The sequence below is a fragment of the Acidicapsa ligni genome (assembly GCF_025685655.1).
In the GTDB taxonomy this organism is placed as follows: domain Bacteria; phylum Acidobacteriota; class Terriglobia; order Terriglobales; family Acidobacteriaceae; genus Acidicapsa; species Acidicapsa ligni.
Genome location: NZ_JAGSYG010000001.1, coordinates 679,777 through 701,350 on the forward strand (window position 1 = coordinate 679,777; position 21,574 = coordinate 701,350).

The window sequence follows — 21,574 nt, forward strand, 5'->3', positions numbered from 1 at the left end:
GGGTTCGGTGTAGACCAAACCTTCTCCTGAGAAATGGCAGTCATGGCAAAGACGGAAAGCTCTGCATCACACTGCGCTATTCAAAGGATAACGCGAGCATTCGTAGTGATGACAATCGCGCTGCGGACCGAGGTTATTTGGCCGCGAGGATTTCCGGCTTGTCGATCTGAGGCGTCGATGCGAGCAACTCTTCTGCTTTGGCAAAGAGCGCTTTGGCGATGTCTCCGGTAAGGTGGGCATTGCGGCCTGCTTCATCGGCGAACGTATCGAAAATTCCGAACTTGGAGTCGCTGATCTTGATCGCGTACCAGGACACAGTACCGGCTTCCTGTTGGGCCAGCGGCAGCGCTGATTTCAGAAATGCTTCGAGTTCCGCTTCTTTGCCTGGCTTGGCATCCAGAATGGCCAAAAGTGCGAGCTTTTCCACGAGTTTCTCCTTATGTATTTGCTGTGAAATGAGGTGCAGAGATCGAGGTGAGATCCGGGTGATCGTTCAAGGCCTGTACATGTTCATGTACAGGCCTGATTTGTTTTACCGCTTGCCTTTGTAGTCGAAAAAGTACTCAGGAAACTCAGCCTTGAGTGCTTCGATCTTCGGCTTGTCGCAGACAAGGATATACGGGTTGCCGGGATTATGCATGGCATAGTCCTGATGATAAGACTCGGCAGTATAGAAGCCCTTGAGTGGCGTGACCTCCGTAACAATAGCTCGGTGAAATACCTTTGCTGCGTCGAGTTGCGCAATGTATGCCGTAGCGATTCGCTTCTGCTGATCATTCGCATAGAAGATAACCGAGCGGTATGAGGTACCTACATCGGGCCCCTGCCGGTTGAGTTGGGTCGGGTCATGGGCGACCGAGAAGAAGATGCGCAGAAGCTGCCCATACGTGATACGCGAAGGATCGTAGACAACCTTGACAGACTCAGCATGGCCGGTGGTTTCAGTTGTGACCTGATCGTACGTTGCTGTTGCGCCTGCGCCGCCGGAGTATCCAGCCATGGTATCGGTTACCCCTTTAACGCGCTCGAAAACAGACTGCGTACCCCAGAAACATCCGCCAGCGAATACCGCAACTGCCTTGCCAGGGGTGGCAGTAAGTGCATCATCGACCGTTGCAACGGGAACGGGAGACTTCGGCTGGGCGTTGGTAGAGCAGGCAGCCAGCGAGAGTAGAAAACCAAACGCCAGCGTGAAACGAAAGATGCGATGTGAATGAGAAAACATAACGGACACCTCGATACTCCTGCACTTCAGATGTTTGCCGGAGAAGATTGGTTACATGCTAAATCGAAAACGTCGTTCTGATTCGATTACAAACCACCGGCATTCCTCAACATCCCGCCGTCAATAAAATGCGTGCTGCCTGTCACATACGAGGCATCGTCGCTGGCCAGGTAGAGCGCCAGCTTCGCTACTTCTTCCGGCTGTCCCCAGCGCCGCAGGGGAATCTCGGAGAGTAACTGCGCGTTCAATGCCGGATCGTTCTGGACATCAAAATCAATCGGGGTATAGATTGCGCCCGGGCCGATGTTATTGACCGTAATGTTATGCGGAGCCAGTTCGACCGCGATGGTCCGCATTAACATGCGCAGACCGCCCTTGCTGGCACAGTAGGGAGCGTTCGTGAGCAACGGCAGATCCTCATGAATCGATGAGATATTGATGATGCGGCCGCCGTTTCCCTGGAGGATCATCTGCCGGGCTGCCGCCTGAGAGCATAGAAAAGGCCCGGTAAGATTGACTGCGATAATCTTCAGCCACTCCTCCAGCGGATAGTCAACAAAGGCAAACTTTTTTTCGATCCCAGCATTGTTGACAAAAATATCCAATCGTCCAAAGGTCGTGACTGTTTTCTGAACAAGCTCGTTCACCGCATCAGGATTGGAGATATCCGCAGCCACTGCAATGGCTTTTCCCTGCACCGCGGCGATCCTGCTGAGCGTCTCAGTCGGGACTGCCGGGCCGCCGACATAATCCACTACGACAGATGCGCCTGCTTCAGCGAAGGCGACTGCAATGGCCTGTCCAATGCCTGTACCTGCGCCGGTCACTACAGCTACTTTTCCGCTGAGATTCATTCTGCACTTCTCCTTAGGATTGGATATACATGCGGGGTTGGATGTACCTGTGAGGTTGGATGTATGTGCGGTGCGTCGAAATTAAACGCACCGTGAATTTTCATTTACGCTTGAGCGCTTCAAGCTCGTCCAGTGTACGAGGCCAATCGGATTTGAGCAGCCTCGACAGGCTTCGATCCGCGAGAACTTTCCCCTCCGTCTGGCAGCGAGCACAGTAATCCGTCTCGTTATCCGCGTAACGGATCCGCTGAATTTTCTCTCCACACACAGGGCAGGGCTCTCCAAAACGGCCGTGGACCGCCATCTCCGGGCGAAAGGCGGTCACCTTCTCCGGAAAGGAGTTCTGAGCTTCGCTGCCGAGCCGATCGATCCATCTCTGGAGCGTCGCCAGCGTTGCGGAGTGAAGCCGCATCCATTGCTCGGCCGTAAGCTTGTGAGTCTGCGTGATGGGTGAGAGCTGAGCCGCGTGCAAAATTTCATCCGAATAGGAGTTGCCGATACCGCTGATGATTCGTGGATCGGTGAGCGCGCGCTTGAGCGTACGATTTTCAACGGTAAGAGCGGCGCGAAAGGCATCCAGGCTGGCGGTCATCGGTTCAATACCACCAGGGTCCATCGCCCGCAATGCAGCCTCGCCGCTGACTACGTGCAGCGATGCTCGGCGTTTTGACCCTGCTTCGGTCAGCACTAGTGATCCGTCAGGAAAATCGAATGCCGCCAGTGCGTTGCGCCCGGCCAGCTTTGCCGCCGCAGGTCTCCAGTGGAGACGTCCGGCAATCATGAGGTGCAGCACCAGCCACAGGTCGTTCTCCAGACCGATAGCGATTCGCTTGCCGACACGCCTCAGTTCGCGGACATTTCGGCCTTCCGCATCCCTGACCGGTGGCAGCGCTGTGCGGAGCAGAAAAGCGCTGGCGATGCGTACATGTTCGAGCGGCTGGCCAACAATGCGCGGTTCCAGAGCAACGATATAGGCGGCGATATCGGGCAGTTCCGGCATGGATAACAGCTTGCAGCTTTCCCGGCTGAATTTGCAAGCATTCTGTACTTTTCCAAAAAACGCGCCGCACATCGAAGGTTGTACATTGGTAGGCGAGGATTTCATCTCCAATGAAAGCTCTTCTTCTCTCCGAATACAGCAATTTACAAGTTGCAGACGTGCCTCGTCCCGTGATTGCGTCCGACGAAGTGCTGGTCGAAGTAGCGGCCTGCGGCATCTGCGGCAGCGACGTGCATGGATACGACGGCTCCTCGGGACGCCGCATTCCACCGCTGGTAATGGGGCATGAGGCTGCGGGAGTAGTCGCCGCCATAGGTGCTGAGGTTAGCCGCTTCGCTGTTGGCGATCGGGTCACATTCGATTCAACCGTCTATTGCGGAGTTTGCGAATTCTGCCTGAGCGGCGCGATCAATCTCTGCAATGATCGGCAGGTCGTAGGCGTGTCCTGCGCGGAGTTCCGCCGTGCGGGCGCTTTTGCCGAATATGTCTCAGTACCCGAACGCATCGTCTATCGCTTGCCGGATGCGCTTTCCTTCGCGGAAGCCGCCATGCTTGAGGCTGTGGCGGTCGCTATCCACGCAGTTGCGGTTACGGAGTTGGCAGGCGGCGAGACGGCGCTGGTTATCGGCGCGGGAATGATCGGATTGCTGATCCTTCAGGCTGCAAAGGCAGCGGGATGCAAGCGAGTCTTTGTAGCCGATGTAGATGCGACCCGGTTGAGGCTTGCTGCCGAGTTAGGCGCGGATGCAACTGTTCTGGCATCCGGTGCGGAGATGGTGCGGGAAGCACTGCGACTGACCGATGGCCGGGGTATGGACGTCGTGCTTGAAGCGGTTGGCCGCGATGAAACCGTCGCCGCGGCTGTTGACGCAGTGCGCAAAGGCGGCACCGTTACGTTGATTGGCAACATTACTCCGCAGGTCACATTGCCATTGCAGAAGGTGGTTTCGCGGCAGATTCGACTCCAGGGATCGTGCGCTTCCTGCGGCGAATATCCGCAGGCTATGGAACTCGTGTCGAGCGGGCAGATCAAAGTTGCTCCGCTCATCACCGCCGTAGCTCCGCTGGCCGATGGAGCAAGCTGGTTTAACCGGCTTCATGCGCGTGAACCAAACCTGATGAAGATTGTTCTCGATCCTCGAATTGGCAGCGAGCGTGAGGAGCGTGTTGCAAGATGAAATCCTTATTCGATCTGAGTGGACAGACTGCATTAATTACCGGCGCAAGCCGCGGGTTGGGCCAGTATTTTGGGCGCGCACTGGCGGGCGCAGGTGCGGATCTGATCGTGACCAGCCGGCGGTGCGAAGACCTGGCACCCTTTGTTTCCGAGATAGAAGCGATGGGGCGCAAGGTGATTCCGCTTGAGCTGGACGTTCGCGATCACGGCAGTATTCTGCGCATGGCTGAAGTAGTGGAGGCAGCCTGCGATCAGGTGCATATTCTTGTGAACAACGCAGGCTGCAATGTGCGCAAGCCCGCGTTCGACGTAAGTTGGGACGATTGGAATCTTGTGCTGGACACAAACCTGCGCGGTAGTTTTTTTGTGGCGCAGCAGATTGCACGCGGCATGGTTCGTCATGGATACGGGCGGATCATCAACATCGGTTCGGTCACCAGCGTTTCCGGCTTTGCGGGGCTTGGTCCATACGGCGCGAGTCGTGGTGGCATCAAGCAGCTTACGATGAGCCTCGCCGATGATTGGGGTAAGTATGGAATCACCGTGAATTGCCTTGCCCCTGGCTGGTTCAGGACGGAGCAGAATAAAGTTTTGTATGAAGATCGAGCGTGGGTCGAGTACATCACGGATCGCATCCCGTTGAAGCGCACAGGCGAGCCACATGATCTGGATGGGGCCGTCGTTTTTCTGGCATCCGAATCCAGTCGCTATGTCACCGGGCAAACTCTGCTGGTGGATGGAGGCGTTTCTACAGGAGCAACGCGGGCGACGAGTCGTCCAGCCGTACCAATCGAAAAGGATGACGAGAAATGAGCATGTTCAAAATAAAGCCTGGTCGTAAATTTCTGAACGCGTGTATGGCAGTTGCTTTTGTTGGAGCTCTCGCATCGGCGCAAGCTCAAAGTCAGGGCAACGCCAAACCCGATGCTCACAAACTTCGCATCTACTTTATGGATGTTGAGGGTGGTCAATCCACGCTGTTTATTACTCCTGCGGGACAGTCATTACTGGTGGATACAGGCTGGCCCGGCAGCAATGGCCGCGATGCAGACCGCATTGTTGCAGCAGCGAAGCAGGCAGGCATCAGCAAGATAGATTACGTCATGTTTACGCACTATCACGTCGATCATGTCGGTGGACTGCCTCAACTTGCTGAGCGCATTCCCATCGGTACGTTCATTGATCACGGCCCCAATCGCGAGATGGATAAGGGCGTGACGGAGGCGGGGTACGCGGCATATCAGAAGATCCTTGCCACTGGAAAATATAAGAACATTCATCTGAAGCCGGGCGATGTGCTTCCAGTCAAAGGAATCACTGCGACAGTCATCAGCTCAGATGGGAATCTCATTGCCAATCCTCTGCCTGGTGCGGGCGAAGCAAACAGCTATTGCCAGCAATCTGAGGTGAGGCCGGCGGATCAGACAGAAAACGCGCGCTCTCTCGGCATTGAGATCAACTTTGGCAAGTTGAAGCTGATCGATCTCGGCGATCTAACCTGGGATAAAGAGATGCAGTTGATGTGCCCGGCAAACAAGCTGGGACACATTGATGTGTATATCGTTTCTCATCATGGATGGAATCAAAGCTCCAGCCCAGCCCTTGTGGACGCGATTCATTCACGCGTTGCAATTATGGATAACGGAGCGGATAAAGGCGGCTCGACACCCACACTGCAAACGATTCGCAGTGCTCCTGGGCTTGAGACTCTGTGGCAGATTCATTATTCCAACGAGGGCGGAGAAGCAAATAACACAGACGCCGAATATATCGCTAATCCTAAGGGGCCGGATGCAGGCTACGGTCTTGAACTCGTAGCCAGTCCTGACGGAAGCTTTGACGTGATCAACGCGCGAACCCAGAAGACGAAACACTATGAGGCGAAGAGCAATTAGGCGAAGAATTAGTTTGCCTGGTTTGCTTCCAGTTGCATAGGTTCTATTCGACCGAGCAGGAAGATGTAAGCTGCAATACCAATGAGCAGGTAAATGGCGGAGACGCCAAAGGCCCAGGCGAAGGAGTGCAGCGCCGCGAACACGTATCCAGTGATGATCGGCGCTGCGATTCCAGATAGTTGATTGGAAAAATTGACGATTCCACCCACGCTTCCAACACTGCTGCGCGGCGCGATTAGAGATGGGATAGACCAGCCGATTGGCGCTGCCGCAGACAGTCCTCCGATCGAGATGCTGATCCATATAAGTGCGCGTACCGGTGTATGAGCATTGGCCGCACCGAGAATGCCCAGTCCGCAGGTCATGCCGCAAATCAGAATTGTTTTTCGTACGCGGTTCGCATCCCATCCATGTTGAATGAGCGAGTCTGCAAGCCACCCGCCTACAATCAAGTCCGCGCATGTAGCCACGAGCCAGGGCACACCCGTGTAAAGAAAAGAGTGCAGCAGATCGATGTGCAGGGCACTCGATAGATAGCTGGGCAGCCACGTCAGCAGTAAATAGAAAACATAGTTATAAGAGCCGAAGCCCAACGCCAGCCCGAGGACTTTTTTCTGAAGCAGAAGAATGGCGAGCGGCGCAGGCTTGCCGTTCGCCTCGGAGACAGCGGGCAGATGATTGTCCTGCTCAATATAGGCTCGCTCTGAGTCACTGAGCTCTGGATCGTCCTGCGGGTCACGGTAGATTCGCCAGAAAAAAAGAAAATAGAGGATGCTGATAATGCCGGTAACTGCGAAGCTCCAGCGCCACCCAATCCTGATCAGCACTATGCCGAGAAGAGGAACGCCAATGGCGGATGAAAATTTTGCTGCGGAGTCGAAGATCGCAGTGGCGAAGCTGCGCTCCTTTTGCGGAAACCAGTAGCCGATGGCCTTGGCATTTGCAGGGAAAGTAGGCGCTTCGCCTACTCCGAGCAGCAACCGGGCACCGAAGAGACTCCCAATACCGGGGCTGACGGACGCAGCGAAGGAAGCGATGCTCCACAGGAAGATGCTGACGCGGCCTACACGTTTAACGCCAAATTTATCGAGGATCACTCCGATAGGTAACTGGCACATCGCGTAGGTCCAGTTATAGGCACCCGAGAGATAGCCAAACGTAACGCTTGAGATGCTGAAGGTTGTAAATAGCGCGGCCTGCGAAACGGAGAGATTGACGCGGTCAAAATAATTGACGAGCACGCCGAACCCAAGCAGCCACGCAATACGCCATCGTCGTCGCGAGATGTGGCCGTTGTCGGTAGAGAGCATGAAGAAGGTGGTTGCGCAGGCATATCAACAGGCTAGCGCGACCACCTCATAGTACATGAGCTTCACACGCTATTGCGCCCCACACGCGGCCAGCGCACATTCAGGAAGGAATCAGGCCGTTCCGAGAGCCTGCCGCATCGGGCGCAGCAGCGATGCAAGCTGCGCACGGCCGCGGTTGGTGCGGGACTTCACCGTGCCCTCTGGAATACGCAGGCGATGAGCGATCTCCTGGTTATCGAGCTCATGGACGAATCGCATGGTGACGACTTCGCGCATCTCTGGAGAGATCTTCTTCACTGCGCTGGTGACGATAGCCTTGACCTGGCTCGTAACAGCGGAGTCATGCGGAGTGGGCCTCGTGTCGGCCAGCTTCTGCGAGAGGGGCAGCGATCCAGCCTGTTCGCGGCTGGCATCAATCGAGTCAAGAGAATCTGTGCGACGCTGCTGTCCGCTGCGGCGATAGCGGTCTACTCGCTGGTTACGCGTAACGGTAGCAATCCATCCCCTGAGCTCACCACGGGAAGGATCGTAGCTGGCAAGATTCGTCCAGATTTTGAGAAATGTATCCTGCATCAGATCTTCCGCGTCCTGTGTCGAACCGCAGAAGAGGTAGCAAATGCCGTAGACGAGGCCGCGATACTCTTCGACAAGGCGAGCCCAGGCTGTGTTGTCTCCGTCGAGACATAGCTGTACGAGTTCTGTGCGTTCCCTTGGCATGTAAATCTCCTGGGCTTTCTGCGACCCGAATAAAATTAGGGGAGTTGCCGTTTACATGAGACTCGCGATCATCCGTATCTGGTGTTGACACATCCAGCCGGCAATACTCCCCCGCAGGACGCGCAGCTAGTGCCAAATATGTGCGTTCTGCCTTCTATAGAACACCACTCCAGCTAACCGCGTGCAGTCATAAAGCGTCACGATTCGTAACAATGTATGTCGGTCGTGTTACAAATTGTTACGCATAATGCCCGCATTCAGGAGTAGAACGGAAATTAGGGCTTATATTTCTGAGGATCTCTGTGGAACCTGTACTGCTGATCGATGACGACATCGAATTATGTTCCATGCTCCAGGACTATCTCATGCGTCATGGATTTGAGATAACTACGGAGCACAACGGGGAACTCGGATTACACCGCGCGCTGACCGGAAATTATTCAATCGTACTGCTGGACGTGATGTTGCCGGGGCTGGATGGATTTGAGGTGCTGCGGCGCCTGCGATCGAGCTCGCAAGTCAGCGTGCTATTACTCACAGCGCGCGGCGAAGATATCGATCGCATCGTTGGCCTGGAGATAGGCGCCGATGACTACCTGCCTAAGCCCTTCAATCCTCGCGAGCTTCTGGCGCGAATCAGGGCGATCCTGAGGCGCAGCGCTGCGAACCGGCAATCGGACGAAAAGCGGTCCGTCATCAAGCATCTTTCCGTCGCAGGAATTGAACTCGATGCCGGAGCGCGAACCGTAGTCTGCAACCAGGTGGAGTTGGATTTGACCAATGTAGAGTTCGCGCTGCTGGGGGCGCTTATGGAGTCGCCCGGGCAGATACTCACGCGTGAGCATCTGACGGAGATCGTTCTCGATCGCCGTTTCAATCCATTCGACCGCAGCCTCGATATGCATGTGAGCCGCCTTCGCCGAAAGCTCGACGATGCAGCCAATCTCGGAGATCAGATCAAAACAATTCGTTCCGTAGGCTATCAACTCGCTGTTCCCGTAGCTCATCCGCCGCATTCAACCGGTTCCCAGCATCGTACCGGTCGGGAGATCTGACAGGAATGCGAAGCACATTTACAAAAATATTTCTTTCCTTCTGGCTCACCGAATTTCTGATCATTATTTGCACTATCTTCATCCTTGCGCATCAGTTCGAATCGAACGAAGTGGCCTATACCTCATTGTTCGCGATGATGCAGACAAACGCGCAGCGTTCGCTGGACGCATACCAATCCGGTGGCTGCAAAGCAATGCTGACGATTCCGAATGTCTTTCCATTGGATGGACCGAGTCCCGCAGATCAGCCTGCTCTTCTCTTTGACCCGTCGGGCAAGGCGCTCTGCCAGGACGTAGACGAGAAGATATATGCAGCGGTGATAAAAAATATCTTCAAAGACGGCTATCTGCTTGGGGAGCGACACGGGCCCGGCTATCTGGAAGGTATACGCGTAAAGGATGCGCACGGCCAGGAATTCGCCTATCTGGTGCGTGGCACATATCCCAAGGAAGTCTATATTCCCTATCGCGAAGAACTGCCGCGACTGGTGATTAGTCTCATCGTATCGGTGCTGGTCACCTTTGGCATCACCATGGTGATCACGCGTCCTATCGGTTCACTGCGAGAGGCAGCCAGGCAGCTCGCTGCTGGAAATTTGCGTGCTCGCGCCAAGTGGCCAAAAGGTAAAAAGAACTCGGAGAGCAGCGATGAACTGTGGGGCCTCGTCTATGACTTCAATCACATGGCCGATCGTTTGGAGTCCGTCGTGGATGCGCAAATGCTGCTGCTTCGAGATGTCTCTCATGAGCTGCGATCGCCGCTGGCGCGGTTAAGTGTAGCTCTGGAGTTAGCGCGTGAAGAAGCTCAGCCCGGCATGGATGAGCAGTTGGATCGCATCGAGCGCGAGGCTGGCAGATTGAATGCACTGATCGGTCAGTTGCTAAGCCTGTCGCACCTGGAATCGACCAAGCGTTTACCCGATGGCCAGAGCGTAAATCTGAGTGATATGGTCAGCGAACTTCTGCCGGATATGGAGTATGAGGCACAGGGACGGAACTGCCACGTGAGCTTTGTTGCTGCGATGAGCCTTGAGGTGCATGGAAGTCGCGAACTGCTTGGCCGCGCGGTAGAGAATGTGATTCGCAACGCGATTGCCTACACCGCTGAAGGAACATCGGTTGAGATCGAGTTGATGCGCGAAGAGTTCGGTGGACAACCGACTGCTCTACTCGCTGTGCAGGATCATGGTCCCGGCGTGCCTGAAGAGGGATTGAAGTCGATCTTCCGCCCGTTCTATCGCCTAGATCTATCCAGGCAGAGATCTACGGGAGGCTATGGCGTAGGCCTTGCAATCGCAGAACGCGCAATTCGGCTGCATGGCGGCGAAGTTCTCGCTCGCAATGCAGCCGGTGGAGGTTTGATTGTGGAGATGCGTCTTCCACTGTTCGCTACCGTGGTGGAAGCAGATCAGCCAACATCGCAAAGATCGACGGCCTGACGCAGGGATGTGAGTGGATCTCCGGTGGGTACGAACTCGTGAGCAACATAGCCGGTATAACCGGTGTCAGCAATGCCGCTCATAACACCGCGCCAGTTCACCTCCTGGGTATCGTTCAGTTCGTGTCTGCCGGGAACTCCGCCGGTATGAAAATGCCCCAGCCACTTACTGTTAGCACGGATCGTCGCTATCAAGTCACCTTCCATAATCTGCATGTGGTAGATGTCATACAGTAACTTGATGTTCGGCGAGTTTACCTCTTCCAGGACGCGCACTCCCCACGCAGTGTGGTCGCACATGTAGTCATGGTGATCTTTTTTGCTGTTAAGCAATTCCATGCAAAGATTAATGCCGTGATCTTCAACGATGCTGCGCACTCTGCGCAGACCGATTACGGTATTGCGTGCGCCTTCTTCATCGGAAAGCCCGGCGCGAAGGCCGGAAAAGGTGATGACATTCGGCACCCCGGCCTTGGCTGCGAGTGGCACGTTCTTACGTAAACCAGCCTCGATCGCATCGTGGTTTTCCACGCGATTCAGAGCTTTTCCGATCGTGCCTGCGTCAACGTAACCCATCGTGCAGATGAGGCCGTAACGACGCGGGATTTCGAATTCATCGGGTTCTAATAAGTCAATGCCCTTGAGGCCCATTGCCGCTGCCGCCACGCAAAGCTGATCCAACGGAATCTTCTCGTAGCACCAGCGCGACACGGATTGATGGATTCGATTTTTGCGTGGAACAGGCGTTTCTTTTTCTTCCGCAGACATAAAACTCCCAGGGGCGATTAAGGCCGTAGCCGTGGTGGCGATCGCAGAGCTGACCAGTGTGCGGCGATTGAGGAATGTCATGAGTTTGGTGTACCTGTAGACAGGCTTTCACTTTATCAGAGCAATCCAACAGCCTTCAACCATCTGAAATGCCCTTGGTTCATCGCAGCCCGACACGATGCGGACTTCGCTTGAATCGAGCCCAAAACCATTTTGGAATTTTATTTTCCGCTTCATGCAAAAAAGGTGAGGGGATTCTCAGCGCGAGTACGCAGATCAGGATAAGAACGTTTCTGGTCAGCCGTCAGGTTGGTTGGCGGCGATCCTCCCCCGCATCTGCCCCGACGTCGAAATCAATCGAATATCAATCGAAATCAATGATTTTCCGCGATTTTGCCGCCGCATCGAGAGGAAGAAACTGCTATGCATAGCCTACATGCGGCACGAATTGTTGCCGGTTTCGTGTTGGGGGTCTGCACCTGGATTCCCACCTTTGCCCAGAACGTTGCTTCAGAAAATGCGGCCCTCACCGAGTTCCCTGTCGTTGCTTCACGCGTAGTCGAACACGTCGACGATGCCAGGCTGACCAGGCTGTCAGGTAACACGCATCCAATGGCCCGGCCTGAATTCGATAAAGGTCCAGTCGACTCAGGCAAACTTCTCGAGCGCATCGTCCTCGTGCTGAAACGCAGTCCGGAGCAGGAAGCGGCGCTGGCCGCATTCAACGAGCGCCAGTATGATCCCAAATCGCCCGACTTCCATCACTGGCTGCATGCCGATGAGTTCGGCAAGCTCTACGGTCCGTCGGATGCGGATGTAGCAGCAGTCACGAGCTGGCTCCAGAATCATGGCTTCCAGATTTATGAAGTAGGCAAAGGCCGTGTCTGGATTCAGTTCACCGGCACCGTTGGGCAAGTAGAGGAAGCATTCCACATCGAGATGCGCAACTATCTCGTCGGTGGAAAAATGCATATTGCCAACGATCGCGATCCCCAGATTCCCGAGGCGCTTTCGCCTGTGATTACAGGTATCGCTTCGCTGCACGATTTTATGCCCAGGCACTATTCGCATCCGGGCGACTATGTGAAGCGCGACCTCAAGACGGGAAAATATACCGTGGTGAAGTCGAGCCTCTTCACCGGCGGCAGCCTGGAATCGAATCCTGAATCGGGGGCTCATTCCATTGAAACCAGCTCACTCGCCGGTAGGAGTTCTTCGAGTGGTGTCCAACCGGAATTCGGCTACGTAGACCCAAGTACCGGCTACCAGCGCGAAGAACTAAGCCCGTACGACGTAGCCACCATCTACAACATCCTGCCATTGTGGAACGCGAGCGCACCGATTACTGGAAAAGGTGTAAAGGTGGCGATCGTGGCTCTCAGTGATGTCGAGACCGCAGACTTCAACACCTATCGCAGTTCTTTTGGATTGCCGACTGGCACACTCGTCACGCTCCATAGCGGTGCCGATCCCGGCATCACAGACAGCCAGGGAGAAAACACGGAAGACACCGAGATGGTTTCGGCTACCGCTCCCGGCGCAGAGGTCGTGCTCGTTGCCGATGTGGACAACGCAACCACCAATGGCCTGGTGACCGCAATTACATACATTGTCGACAACGAAGTTGCCCCGATTCTTACCATGAGTTATGGCGAGTGCGAACTGGAGAACGGCACCTCCGGCAATAGCCTGTTCAACCAGACCTTTCAGCAGGCAGCAACAGCAGGCATCAGCTCATTTGTAGCGGCGGGGGATTCCGGATCGGCAGTCTGCACCAGCCAGAATGGAACGCCTCCCTACGCGGATACTTTTGGTCTGCAAGTCAGTGGCATGGCCTCAACCCCGTATGTGACCGCTGTCGGTGGCACGGATCTGCAATGGCCCTTTGTTGAGGCCACCAATGCACCCTCTACATATTGGAACGCGACCAATGATTCGCATGGAGCGAGCGCCAAAGGCTACATGCCCGAGATGTCCTGGAACGACACCTGCTCCAATCCTCTTCTTTTGAATGTGTACACCAGCTACAGCAGCCCTGAGGCGTTGTGCAATGCTGCGATTGATGGATCTCCCGGCCTGGTCGAGATGGCCTCCGGCAGCGGTGGCGCCAGCGCCTGCATAGCACCAACCGGTACCACTCCTGCGACCTGCGCTGCCAAGGGCGGATACGCCAAGCCGAGCTGGCAAACCGGCGTCTCCGGCATACCTGCGGACGGTAAGCGCGACCTGCCCGATGTGTCCATGTTTGCCGCTTATGGTTTCCAGCAAAGCACAGGCATTCCGGGCAGCGCCCTGCTGATCTGCCAGGCCACAGCCTCGCCGGAAACATCCTGCGACTACACCAATCCGGGCTTCATCATCTATCAGGAAAACGGAGGTACTTCAGCCGCTTCTCCGATGACGGCCGGAGTGATGGCTCTCGTAGTTCAAAAGACAGGAAAGTCGCAAGGCCTCGCGAATCCAGTCTTCTATAGCCTCGCTGCAAAAGAGAATTACGCAGCGTGCAATTCGAACACGGTCAAGGCAGGAAACTCCTGCATCTTCTACGACACGACTTCCGGCTCCAATGCGGCAGTCTGTATCACCGGCGATCCAAACTGCGTGACGAAAACATCCGGCGACCAGGTAGGCATTCTGAGCGGTTATTCCGCGACATCAGGCTATGACCTGACTACAGGGCTGGGCACATTCAACGTGGCGAACCTGGTGAATGCATGGCCAACATCCGCTGCCACCACTCCGACAGTTTCAATTTCCCCAACCAGCCTGACCTTCGCTTCCACGCTCGTGGGTGCAACTACCGCAGCGCAGGTTGTCACGATTAAGAACACCGGAACAACAGCAGCAACGCTGACATCCGAGACTCTGACGGGTACGAACGCAACCTCGTTTGTGAAGTCCGCAACGACCTGCACGACGTCGCTTGCAGCAGCCGCAAGCTGCACCGTGTCTGTTGAATTCAAGCCAACAGTTGCCGGCTCGTTAACCGCGTCGCTCTCCGTCGCAGACAATGCCACCGGCTCACCGCAGACGATAGCCATCAAGGGAACAGCGACCGCCGCGCCGCTCACCATTACGCTGTCTCCCACCACCCTGACATTCGCATCCACAAAGGTTGGGACGGCAACAGCAGCACAAGTTGTCACCATCAAGAACACAAGTGCTACGGCTGTCACGATAACCTCAGAAACACTGACAGGCACGAATGCAACCTCGTTCGTAAAATCAGCGACGACCTGCACGACATCGCTGGCAGCGAGCGCAAGCTGCACCGTATCCATAGAATTCAAGCCAACCGTAGCAGGCTCGCTGACCGCCTCGCTTTCAGTAGCGGATAACGCAACCGGTACACCACAGATAGTCGCCCTCAAGGGAACAGCAACCGCAGTCCCTCTCACGGTCACGCTTTCACCAACTACTCTGACATTTGCGTCCACAAATGTTGGGACGGCAACAGCAGCGCAAGTAGTCACCATCAAGAACACAAGTGCTACCGCTGTGACGATAACCTCAGAAACGCTGACAGGCACGAATGCAACCTCGTTCGTGAAGGCAGCGACAACCTGCACGACATCGCTGGCCGCGAGCGCGAGCTGCACCGTGTCTGTTGAGTTCAAGCCGACAGTCGCTGGTTCGCTGATCACATCCTTATCCGTGGCAGACAATGCAACGGGCTCGCCGCAGACAGTAGCGTTAAAAGGAACAGCCGTCGCATCTGTAACTCCATCTGTAACCCTGACGCCGACAACCATCGCGTTCCCCAGCACCATCATCGGAGTTACAACAGATGCACAGATCGTCATCCTGAAGAACACCAGCTCTGCGGCCGTTACGATCAGCTCAATCGTGTTGGGTGGAACCAATCCTGCAGACTTTGTAGAGTTGAGTAGCTGCGGCACATCTCTGGCTGCATCTGCGACATGCAACATCTACATCGCGTTTAAACCAGTAGCTGCCGCAGCTTATTCCGCAACAGTGAGCGTGACTGACAATGCTACAGGCTCGCCGCAAAAGATAACGCTAACCGGTACAGGAACCGCAGCACCATCGGTCACGCTCAGCACCAAGAGCCTGGCCTTTGCCTCAACCACACATGGCACTACTTCGGCGGCGCAAACTGTGACCCTGAAGAATGCAGGAACAGCCACTGTCAACCTGAATTCGATTACGCTGAGCGGAACAAATGCAACCTCGTACGAACTGCTGGATACATGCGGACCAACCCTCGCAGGTGGGGCAAGCTGCATGGTCTACGTTGCATTCAAGCCAGCAACAACAGGCACTCTCACGGCAACATTGAGCGTTGCCGATAACGGAAGCGCATCTCCTCAGGCGGTGTCGCTGACTGGAACGGGCAAGTAGGCCAGTCTAGTACGGTGGGCGCCAACAGAAAGCCCGTCGGCCACTCTCACGAGGAGGCCGACGGGCATTTTTGTTTTTGAAGCATCTTCGGAAGAATGCCGATGCGTTGTGTCTACGGAATCAGCGCAACATCGACGCGCTTGCTTGCTGCATCAAGCTGTGTAATGCGGAAGCTGCGAACCTGGCCAGCTTTCACGGACTCTGATTTCGCTGCCTGATCCTTCGTTGTAGCCGAACTGCTGCCAGTCTTCCACTTGGTCTTCAACATGGAGCTGAACGCCGACAGATCAACTTTCCCCGCTGCTGGCGCGGGTGTTTCCACAGGGGCTGGTGCCTCAGGCGGCAGCTTGCACAGGCAAACAATGCCCTCACCCAACTCCACCTGGGCAATGCCTTCATTGATTGAGACAACTCTTCCCGTGACCTGATCCCCAACGGAGTGCTCCGCAACAAACTCATCCAGGCTGGTAGGAATAAGCTGTTTGATACTCAACCGAAGCTGGCGCTTTTCCTTGTCGATTTCCAGCACCTGTGCTTTGACAATTTCGCCAACGCGCAGCACGTCAGAGGGATGATTCAATCGCCGGTCCGCGACGATTTCGCTGATATGTACCAGGCCTTCGACACCTTCAGCGACCTGTACGAATGCGCCAAATTTGGTGATGCTCGCCACGGGGCCTTCGACAACGGAGCCCGCCATGAGACGAGTTGCCGCCTCTACCCACGGATCGCCCAGAGCCTGCTTCAATCCCAGCGAAATACGCCGTTCTGTCACGCCGATGTTGAGGATCACCGCTTCGACAACGTCGCCGGCTTTGACCACTTCGGTCGCCTTCAGAATGCGCTTCGTCCACGACATCTCTGATAGATGAACAAGGCCCTCGACACCGGGCTCGATCTCTACAAAAGCACCAAAGTCTGTCGTACGCGTAACAACTCCACGAACGCGATCGCCAGCATGATACTTCTCTGGAACCGCATCCCAGGGCTGCGCCTGCAACTGCTTCAGTCCGAGCGAAATCCGGCGGCTCTCTGCATCGATTTTGAGCACCTTGACTTCAATCTGCTGTCCGACAGATAAAACATCCGAAGACTTCGCTACCCTGGTCCACGCAATGTCGCTGATATGCAGCAGCCCATCGACGCCACCCAGATCCACAAAAGCGCCGTAGTCCGTAAGGCTGCGGACGGTGCCATCGACAACCGCGCCTTCTTCGACTTCCGCATAGCGTTTGGCTTGTGTTTGCAGTGCTTCTTCTTCGCTCACGATGCGGCGATCAATGACAACATCTTCGTCCTGGACGTCGAGCTTCGTGATGCGGCAGCGAATCTCCTGCCCGACCAGCTTCTCCAACTCAGAGGCATCGCGTGTGCCGCTACGGGATGCAGGCAAAAAAGCGCGCACGCCAACATCCACATGCAGGCCGCCCTTGATGACACCGGTCACCGTACCCACAATGGTTGACTTCTCCTCGAAAGCCCGCTCCAGACTGCTCCAGTCCTTGGGCTGCGCGGTCTTGAAAAGACTGAGCTCGTAGTAGCCGTCAGAGTCGCGTCCCTTGACCGAGACGATTAAGGTATCTCCTACCTGTGCCGCCGCGCGGTTGGCTGGGAAAGCCGTCAGAGGCAAAATTCCCTCGGACTTGAAGCCAATATCGATCAGCACGGAATCAGCCGTAATCGACACAACCGTTCCGCGAATCTGGCGGCTGTCGGTGGCTTCGCGGCGCGAATGTGTGCGCTGGAACTCAGAGAAGATATCAGCGAAAGACTCTTCAGGCTCGTTCGGTTCCAGCGATGCCTCAGGTTCAGCAACAGGTGCTGGCGCGGAGGCCTCCTTGGGAGTAATAGGCGCGGCAACGGGCGCGGCAACTGGCGCAACGGCGGGGGCAAGGATGGGGGCAACGACCGGTTCCGGCGCTTCAGGCTTGGTTTCCGCAGCAGGTTCTGGCGCAGATTTCGTTTCGCTCACTTCGGACCCTGAGTTTTCAGCAGCAACTGTCTCAGGAGCGCTTTCATCGGAAACAGGCACTTCGGGGACCGCAACGGTCTCAGTAGAGAGGTCGGAAATCGAAGATTCAGTAGGGGTTGGGACGCTGGATTCAGTCCCTGGTGTGCTGGTATCAGACATGAAAGGAAGAGGCCTCTTGGATTGAAACGCCCCGGCGTAGCCGAGGAATTGTTTCCGGTCAAGAATACCATTTTCGATGCTCATGAGCCGTTCGGGGAGCAGCCCGGCAAACCTGTGGAGAAAAAACGTGCGTGGATGAGAGGATGATGCATGCCGCATTCCCGCCTGATTCCTCTAGCGATCCTTTGCCTTGCTATCCCTGCATTCGCAGCAGTAAATAAAATTGACAATGGCATTGCCGCGACGGCTCCCACGGCATCGGCCGAGATGGACAAAGACCTGCTCGAAGTGACGATTCCCCAACTGGAGCAGCTTTACGCCAGCCATAAGTACACCGTCACGCAAGTAGTTCAGTGGTACTTCGCTCGGATTCGGCGATACAACGGAATCTACATGGCGGTACAAAATCTCGATGAGGCAGGAGCACTGGCTACCGCTGCGCAGGAAGATGCGGCGGCGGCATCCGGCAACACACAGCGCGGCCCTATGTGGGGTGTGCCAATTGTGACCAAGGCCAACACCAGCATTCGCGGCCTGATCACGACCGACGGCTGGGAGGGATACAAGATTCCCGGCCACGAACTGGTGGCGCCAAAAGACGCAACCATTGTCGTCCGCCTCAAAGCCGCTGGAGCAATCATTCTCGGGCAAACGAACATGCCGGACTTCGCCGCCAGCGACACCAATCGCAGCACCGCCTTTGGAAGAACCGGCAACGCCTACGATGTTCGCTTCAGTCCGGGCGGTTCGTCAGGGGGCACAGTAACCGCAGTCACCTCAAACTACGCGTTGCTGGGCAATGGAACCGATACGGGCAATTCCATACGCATGCCCTCAGCCACCAGCGCGGTCATCGGAGTTCTACCCACGCGCGGTCTCATCAGCATTGCAGGCATCGCGCCGCTCGACTGGCTGCTGGATAATACCGGTCCCATTGCACGCGATGTCACAGACGCCGCAATCGCCTTGAGCGTAATGGCCGGCGAAGATCCACTCGACCAGCGCACGGTTGGCTCCGCAGCCAAGGCGCAACCCGGTCCCTACACGCAGTATCTGAAGCTGGATGCGCTCAAGGGCAAGCGGTTCGGCGTGCCGGCGTTCATCATGCAGGGTGCAGGAATTCCATTTCAAGGCATACACGCAGCCGTCTCCGACAAGACCACAGCCGCACAGCAAACCAGTTCGCGCGAGCCGCTGCAGCCATCGACTCGCACCGCCTTTCTCAAAGCGATTGAAGGACTGCGCGCAGCAGGCGCGACCATCGTTTTCGACGACGCGATTCTGCCCGATAGCTTCGCACAAACTGTCAGCCGCGTCGGCACATTGCCCTACGTGCGCGAAGGCACAGAGAACTTTCTCAAGACCTTCGGCCCATCTCAATATCATTCGTCCGCCGAGTATGAAAAAGCCGTCGGCTCAGCCCTGCCAGCAACTATCATCGGCGGCTGGACGGGAACAGGGCGTCGTGGCGACGCGCTCATTTCGCAAAGGAAGATCGAGACTGACCCCAACGCTGAGGCCAACTACTTCGGCCCTCGCCGCAAAGCTGTTGAGATCTACAACGCAACGCTGGATCGCCTGCACCTCGACGGATATGTCTATCCCGCTACGCAGATGCCTCCGCCAGATGAAACCATGCCTCAAAACGGAGAGATCAGCGGCGGCCCGCACAGCGATACCGGCTGGGTCAACATGATTGGAGTGCCCGCAGTCGTTGTCGTTGGCGGCTTCTATCCCGACGGCCTGCCATTCGGACTGGAGATATCCGCCAGGCAATGGAAGGACGGCGATCTGCTCGGCTACGCATACGCATACGAGCAAGCGACCCACCACCGTCATCCACCCTTATTGGTAGAGAGCGGACTTTTACCCATCGCACGATAGCTGCTGCGGTCTGCATCATGTTAGAAAGAACACAGCTTAGAAAGACACAGCTAGTACCGGCCGTACCTACGGCCGTATGTCGTCCTCAACGCGTCCTACCCTATTCCCGTCTTATAAGGAGACGAACGATGTATTACCACATCTTTGGATTTAAATGGAAAGCGAAAGCCACCGAAACAGACAAAGCAAATGCCGCCACAGATATCCTCGCATTTCAGGGCGCTATCCCTGGCTTGATCGAGACGCACTTCGGGCCCAATACCTCAGCCCACACGCAGGGATACACCGTTGCCGGTGTCATGAAATTTCAGGACAAAGCCAGCCTGGATGCCTATCAGCGTCACCCGTCCCATCTTGCGCTTCTCGACTGGCTCGTTCCACTGATTGATGCAGTGGAGTTGGATATCGAGGTCTAATATATCGGGGTGTAAAGGATCATGGCGGTCTCATGCAAGCGGGACCGCCAGTCTTCATCCAAACTGCGCCATGTTCATCCCAAGCTGGTAAGTCTCGCCGTGTGCCAGCAGCTCTTCCCATGTCACTTCGCGTTTCTGGTATCCAGCCATGCGGCCCAGCATGCAGCTCAGCGCTGTCTCCACTCCGGATGCGATCTGATTATGCGATTTGCCTGAAGTTATGCTGTCAATGAATGTGCGTTCCTTGTCGCGATCTGCAAATTCCAGATTGTCCAAGAAGCTGCCATTCGCCGCAAACTTTCCTGGATTGGCAGATGCCGTATTCGATGATTGCCATTGCCACGGCTGCGCGCCCTGAATCTGCATTGCCCCGGAGTAAGGAACGTTCGCCCAGCCATTTGCGCCAAAGAACTTGAGCCCCGCTTCAAACCCACCGTAGTCCCCAAACTGCGTTGAAGCAAAGGAAAGATGCACATCTCCCGGATAGGTGAAATCGACCTGGTAGTTATCCCAGCAATCGCCCGCATGCGTCAGGATATTACGTCCACCGGAAGCCGTTGCCTTTAATGGATGAGCACCCAGAATCCAGTTGCACAAGTCGATGATGTGGATATTTTGCTCGACGAGAATATCTCCTGAAATAGCGCGATCCCACAGCCAGTTGCGCAAGCGATGCTCATCCGCTGAAGCTCCCTGCCGCACCTTTTCCGTCGAAGCGGGCGCGTTATAGTAGCCGGTCACCGAGGCAATTTTGCCCAGAGCATTGGCCTTGATCCGTTCTTCAATTGCGGCGATGGGCGGAGCGCTACGACACTGAAATCCCACATCGACACTCTGCGTCGGCTTCACACGCTTTGCGATCTCAAGCGCCTGTCGCGCCTGCTTCACGTCGATGCCCATCGGCTTCTCGCAGTAGACATGCTTGCCCGATGCAACAGCAGCTTCCAAATGTTGCACATGAAAAAAAGGAGGTGTTGAAATCTGAATGAGGTCTACATCCGGTGAGGCAACGAGCTGTTCGAAGGCATGGGGACCATGAAACAACAGCTTGTCTTGAACCGGTGCGCGTCCAAGGCTCGCATTGAGTTGGTTGAAGTGTCCATGACCAGCAGTAAGTTGATCTGGAAACAAATCCGCGAGAGCAACTACCTGTGCCGATGTGCTCTTGGAAAACGACGTAGACACAGATGTCCCGCGGTTTCCGCATCCAAGCAAACCAAGCCGTACGGCGGAGTTGGCCTGGTATCCAAAAACAGTCTCAGGCTTCAGTAAAAGCAATCCTGAAGCAGCGCCAACCGCACTCTGAACAAATTTGCGACGGTCCATTTGCCCTCATTCCTGT

17 protein-coding genes are annotated in these 21,574 nt (G+C 55.6%); 8 read left to right on the forward strand and 9 right to left on the reverse strand.

Going from position 1 to position 21,574, the window contains the following annotated elements:
• Positions 1-133: 133 nt before the first annotated feature.
• The 4 genes from OHL19_RS02675 to OHL19_RS02690 all read right to left on the reverse strand — a co-directional run bounded on the left by OHL19_RS02675 (position 134) and on the right by OHL19_RS02690 (position 3,079).
• A complete protein-coding gene (locus tag OHL19_RS02675; RefSeq protein WP_263356040.1) occupies positions 134-427 on the reverse strand; it encodes a putative quinol monooxygenase in 294 nt (97 codons plus the stop codon).
• Between the two features lie 105 nt (positions 428-532).
• On the reverse strand, positions 533-1,225 hold the full coding sequence (msrA, locus tag OHL19_RS02680) for a peptide-methionine (S)-S-oxide reductase MsrA (RefSeq protein ID WP_263356041.1): 693 nt from the start codon (positions 1,223-1,225) through the stop codon (positions 533-535).
• Between the two features lie 86 nt (positions 1,226-1,311).
• On the reverse strand, positions 1,312-2,079 hold the full coding sequence (locus tag OHL19_RS02685; protein WP_263356042.1) for a glucose 1-dehydrogenase: 768 nt from the start codon (positions 2,077-2,079) through the stop codon (positions 1,312-1,314).
• A gap of 100 nt (positions 2,080-2,179) precedes the next feature.
• Complete coding sequence (locus OHL19_RS02690; RefSeq protein ID WP_263356043.1) at positions 2,180-3,079, reverse strand: Fpg/Nei family DNA glycosylase; 900 nt, start codon at positions 3,077-3,079, stop codon at positions 2,180-2,182.
• Positions 3,080-3,189: 110 nt separating this feature from the next.
• Here OHL19_RS02690 and OHL19_RS02695 point away from each other — a divergent pair, with 110 nt between their 5' ends.
• Genes OHL19_RS02695 through OHL19_RS02705 form a run of 3 tightly spaced genes read left to right on the forward strand, consistent with a single transcriptional unit; the run spans position 3,190 to position 6,151 of the window.
• Positions 3,190-4,257: a galactitol-1-phosphate 5-dehydrogenase gene (locus OHL19_RS02695; RefSeq protein WP_263356044.1), complete on the forward strand. Its 1,068-nt coding sequence runs from the start codon at positions 3,190-3,192 to the stop codon at positions 4,255-4,257.
• Positions 4,254-5,069, forward strand: a complete 816-nt coding sequence (locus OHL19_RS02700) for an SDR family NAD(P)-dependent oxidoreductase (RefSeq protein ID WP_263356045.1) — start codon at positions 4,254-4,256, stop codon at positions 5,067-5,069. Before OHL19_RS02695 ends, OHL19_RS02700 begins: the two co-directional genes overlap by 4 nt.
• Before the next feature lie 44 nt (positions 5,070-5,113).
• Positions 5,114-6,151, forward strand: a complete 1,038-nt coding sequence (locus OHL19_RS02705) for a ComEC/Rec2 family competence protein (RefSeq protein ID WP_263356046.1) — start codon at positions 5,114-5,116, stop codon at positions 6,149-6,151.
• A gap of 8 nt (positions 6,152-6,159) precedes the next feature.
• On the opposite strand, the gene OHL19_RS02710 is transcribed toward OHL19_RS02705, so the two are convergent.
• Positions 6,160-7,461 (reverse strand): MFS transporter, encoded by a 1,302-nt coding sequence (locus OHL19_RS02710; RefSeq protein WP_263356047.1) that lies wholly within the window; start codon positions 7,459-7,461, stop codon positions 6,160-6,162.
• A 111-nt stretch (positions 7,462-7,572) separates the two neighbouring features.
• Positions 7,573-8,178, reverse strand: coding sequence for an RNA polymerase sigma factor (locus OHL19_RS02715; protein WP_263356048.1), 606 nt, complete (start codon positions 8,176-8,178; stop codon positions 7,573-7,575).
• Positions 8,179-8,480: 302 nt separating this feature from the next.
• Between OHL19_RS02715 and OHL19_RS02720 the strand changes: the two genes are divergently transcribed.
• Positions 8,481-9,233: a response regulator transcription factor gene (locus OHL19_RS02720; protein ID WP_263356049.1), complete on the forward strand. Its 753-nt coding sequence runs from the start codon at positions 8,481-8,483 to the stop codon at positions 9,231-9,233.
• Between the two features lie 5 nt (positions 9,234-9,238).
• Positions 9,239-10,672 (forward strand): ATP-binding protein, encoded by a 1,434-nt coding sequence (locus OHL19_RS02725; protein WP_263356050.1) that lies wholly within the window; start codon positions 9,239-9,241, stop codon positions 10,670-10,672.
• On the opposite strand, the gene OHL19_RS02730 is transcribed toward OHL19_RS02725, so the two are convergent.
• Entirely contained in the window at positions 10,642-11,520 is an 879-nt protein-coding gene (locus tag OHL19_RS02730; protein WP_263356051.1) for a hydroxypyruvate isomerase family protein, read from the reverse strand. The two genes, OHL19_RS02725 and OHL19_RS02730, sit on opposite strands and share 31 nt — an antisense overlap.
• A gap of 342 nt (positions 11,521-11,862) precedes the next feature.
• Between OHL19_RS02730 and OHL19_RS02735 the strand changes: the two genes are divergently transcribed.
• Complete coding sequence (locus OHL19_RS02735) at positions 11,863-15,801, forward strand: choice-of-anchor D domain-containing protein (RefSeq protein ID WP_263356052.1); 3,939 nt, start codon at positions 11,863-11,865, stop codon at positions 15,799-15,801.
• Between the two features lie 112 nt (positions 15,802-15,913).
• Here the strand turns inward: OHL19_RS02735 and OHL19_RS02740 are convergent, their stop codons facing one another.
• Positions 15,914-17,932, reverse strand: coding sequence for a 30S ribosomal protein S1 (locus tag OHL19_RS02740; protein ID WP_263356053.1), 2,019 nt, complete (start codon positions 17,930-17,932; stop codon positions 15,914-15,916).
• A gap of 150 nt (positions 17,933-18,082) precedes the next feature.
• Here OHL19_RS02740 and OHL19_RS02745 point away from each other — a divergent pair, with 150 nt between their 5' ends.
• Positions 18,083-19,816, forward strand: a complete 1,734-nt coding sequence (locus OHL19_RS02745) for an amidase (protein WP_263356054.1) — start codon at positions 18,083-18,085, stop codon at positions 19,814-19,816.
• Positions 19,817-19,944: 128 nt separating this feature from the next.
• Positions 19,945-20,232: a Dabb family protein gene (locus OHL19_RS02750; RefSeq protein ID WP_263356055.1), complete on the forward strand. Its 288-nt coding sequence runs from the start codon at positions 19,945-19,947 to the stop codon at positions 20,230-20,232.
• A gap of 54 nt (positions 20,233-20,286) precedes the next feature.
• On the opposite strand, the gene OHL19_RS02755 is transcribed toward OHL19_RS02750, so the two are convergent.
• Positions 20,287-21,558: a Gfo/Idh/MocA family protein gene (locus OHL19_RS02755; RefSeq protein WP_263356056.1), complete on the reverse strand. Its 1,272-nt coding sequence runs from the start codon at positions 21,556-21,558 to the stop codon at positions 20,287-20,289.
• Positions 21,559-21,574 lie beyond the last annotated feature (16 nt).

Excerpts from the sequence above, each read along its gene's own strand:
- msrA (WP_263356041.1), bottom strand. The coding sequence starts at position 1,225 with ATGTTTTCTCATTCACATCGCATCTTTCGTTTCACGCTGGCGTTTGGT.
- OHL19_RS02685 (WP_263356042.1), bottom strand. The coding sequence starts at position 2,079 with ATGAATCTCAGCGGAAAAGTAGCTGTAGTGACCGGCGCAGGTACAGGC.
- OHL19_RS02690 (WP_263356043.1), bottom strand. The coding sequence starts at position 3,079 with ATGCCGGAACTGCCCGATATCGCCGCCTATATCGTTGCTCTGGAACCG.
- OHL19_RS02695 (WP_263356044.1), top strand. The coding sequence starts at position 3,190 with ATGAAAGCTCTTCTTCTCTCCGAATACAGCAATTTACAAGTTGCAGAC.
- OHL19_RS02700 (WP_263356045.1), top strand. The coding sequence starts at position 4,254 with ATGAAATCCTTATTCGATCTGAGTGGACAGACTGCATTAATTACCGGC.
- OHL19_RS02705 (WP_263356046.1), top strand. The coding sequence starts at position 5,114 with ATGGCAGTTGCTTTTGTTGGAGCTCTCGCATCGGCGCAAGCTCAAAGT.
- OHL19_RS02710 (WP_263356047.1), bottom strand. The coding sequence starts at position 7,461 with ATGCTCTCTACCGACAACGGCCACATCTCGCGACGACGATGGCGTATT.
- OHL19_RS02715 (WP_263356048.1), bottom strand. The coding sequence starts at position 8,178 with ATGCCAAGGGAACGCACAGAACTCGTACAGCTATGTCTCGACGGAGAC.
- OHL19_RS02725 (WP_263356050.1), top strand. The coding sequence starts at position 9,239 with ATGCGAAGCACATTTACAAAAATATTTCTTTCCTTCTGGCTCACCGAA.
- OHL19_RS02730 (WP_263356051.1), bottom strand. The coding sequence starts at position 11,520 with ATGACATTCCTCAATCGCCGCACACTGGTCAGCTCTGCGATCGCCACC.
- OHL19_RS02735 (WP_263356052.1), top strand. The coding sequence starts at position 11,863 with ATGCATAGCCTACATGCGGCACGAATTGTTGCCGGTTTCGTGTTGGGG.
- OHL19_RS02740 (WP_263356053.1), bottom strand. The coding sequence starts at position 17,932 with ATGTCTGATACCAGCACACCAGGGACTGAATCCAGCGTCCCAACCCCT.
- OHL19_RS02745 (WP_263356054.1), top strand. The coding sequence starts at position 18,083 with ATGCCGCATTCCCGCCTGATTCCTCTAGCGATCCTTTGCCTTGCTATC.
- OHL19_RS02750 (WP_263356055.1), top strand. The coding sequence starts at position 19,945 with ATGTATTACCACATCTTTGGATTTAAATGGAAAGCGAAAGCCACCGAA.
- OHL19_RS02755 (WP_263356056.1), bottom strand. The coding sequence starts at position 21,558 with ATGGACCGTCGCAAATTTGTTCAGAGTGCGGTTGGCGCTGCTTCAGGA.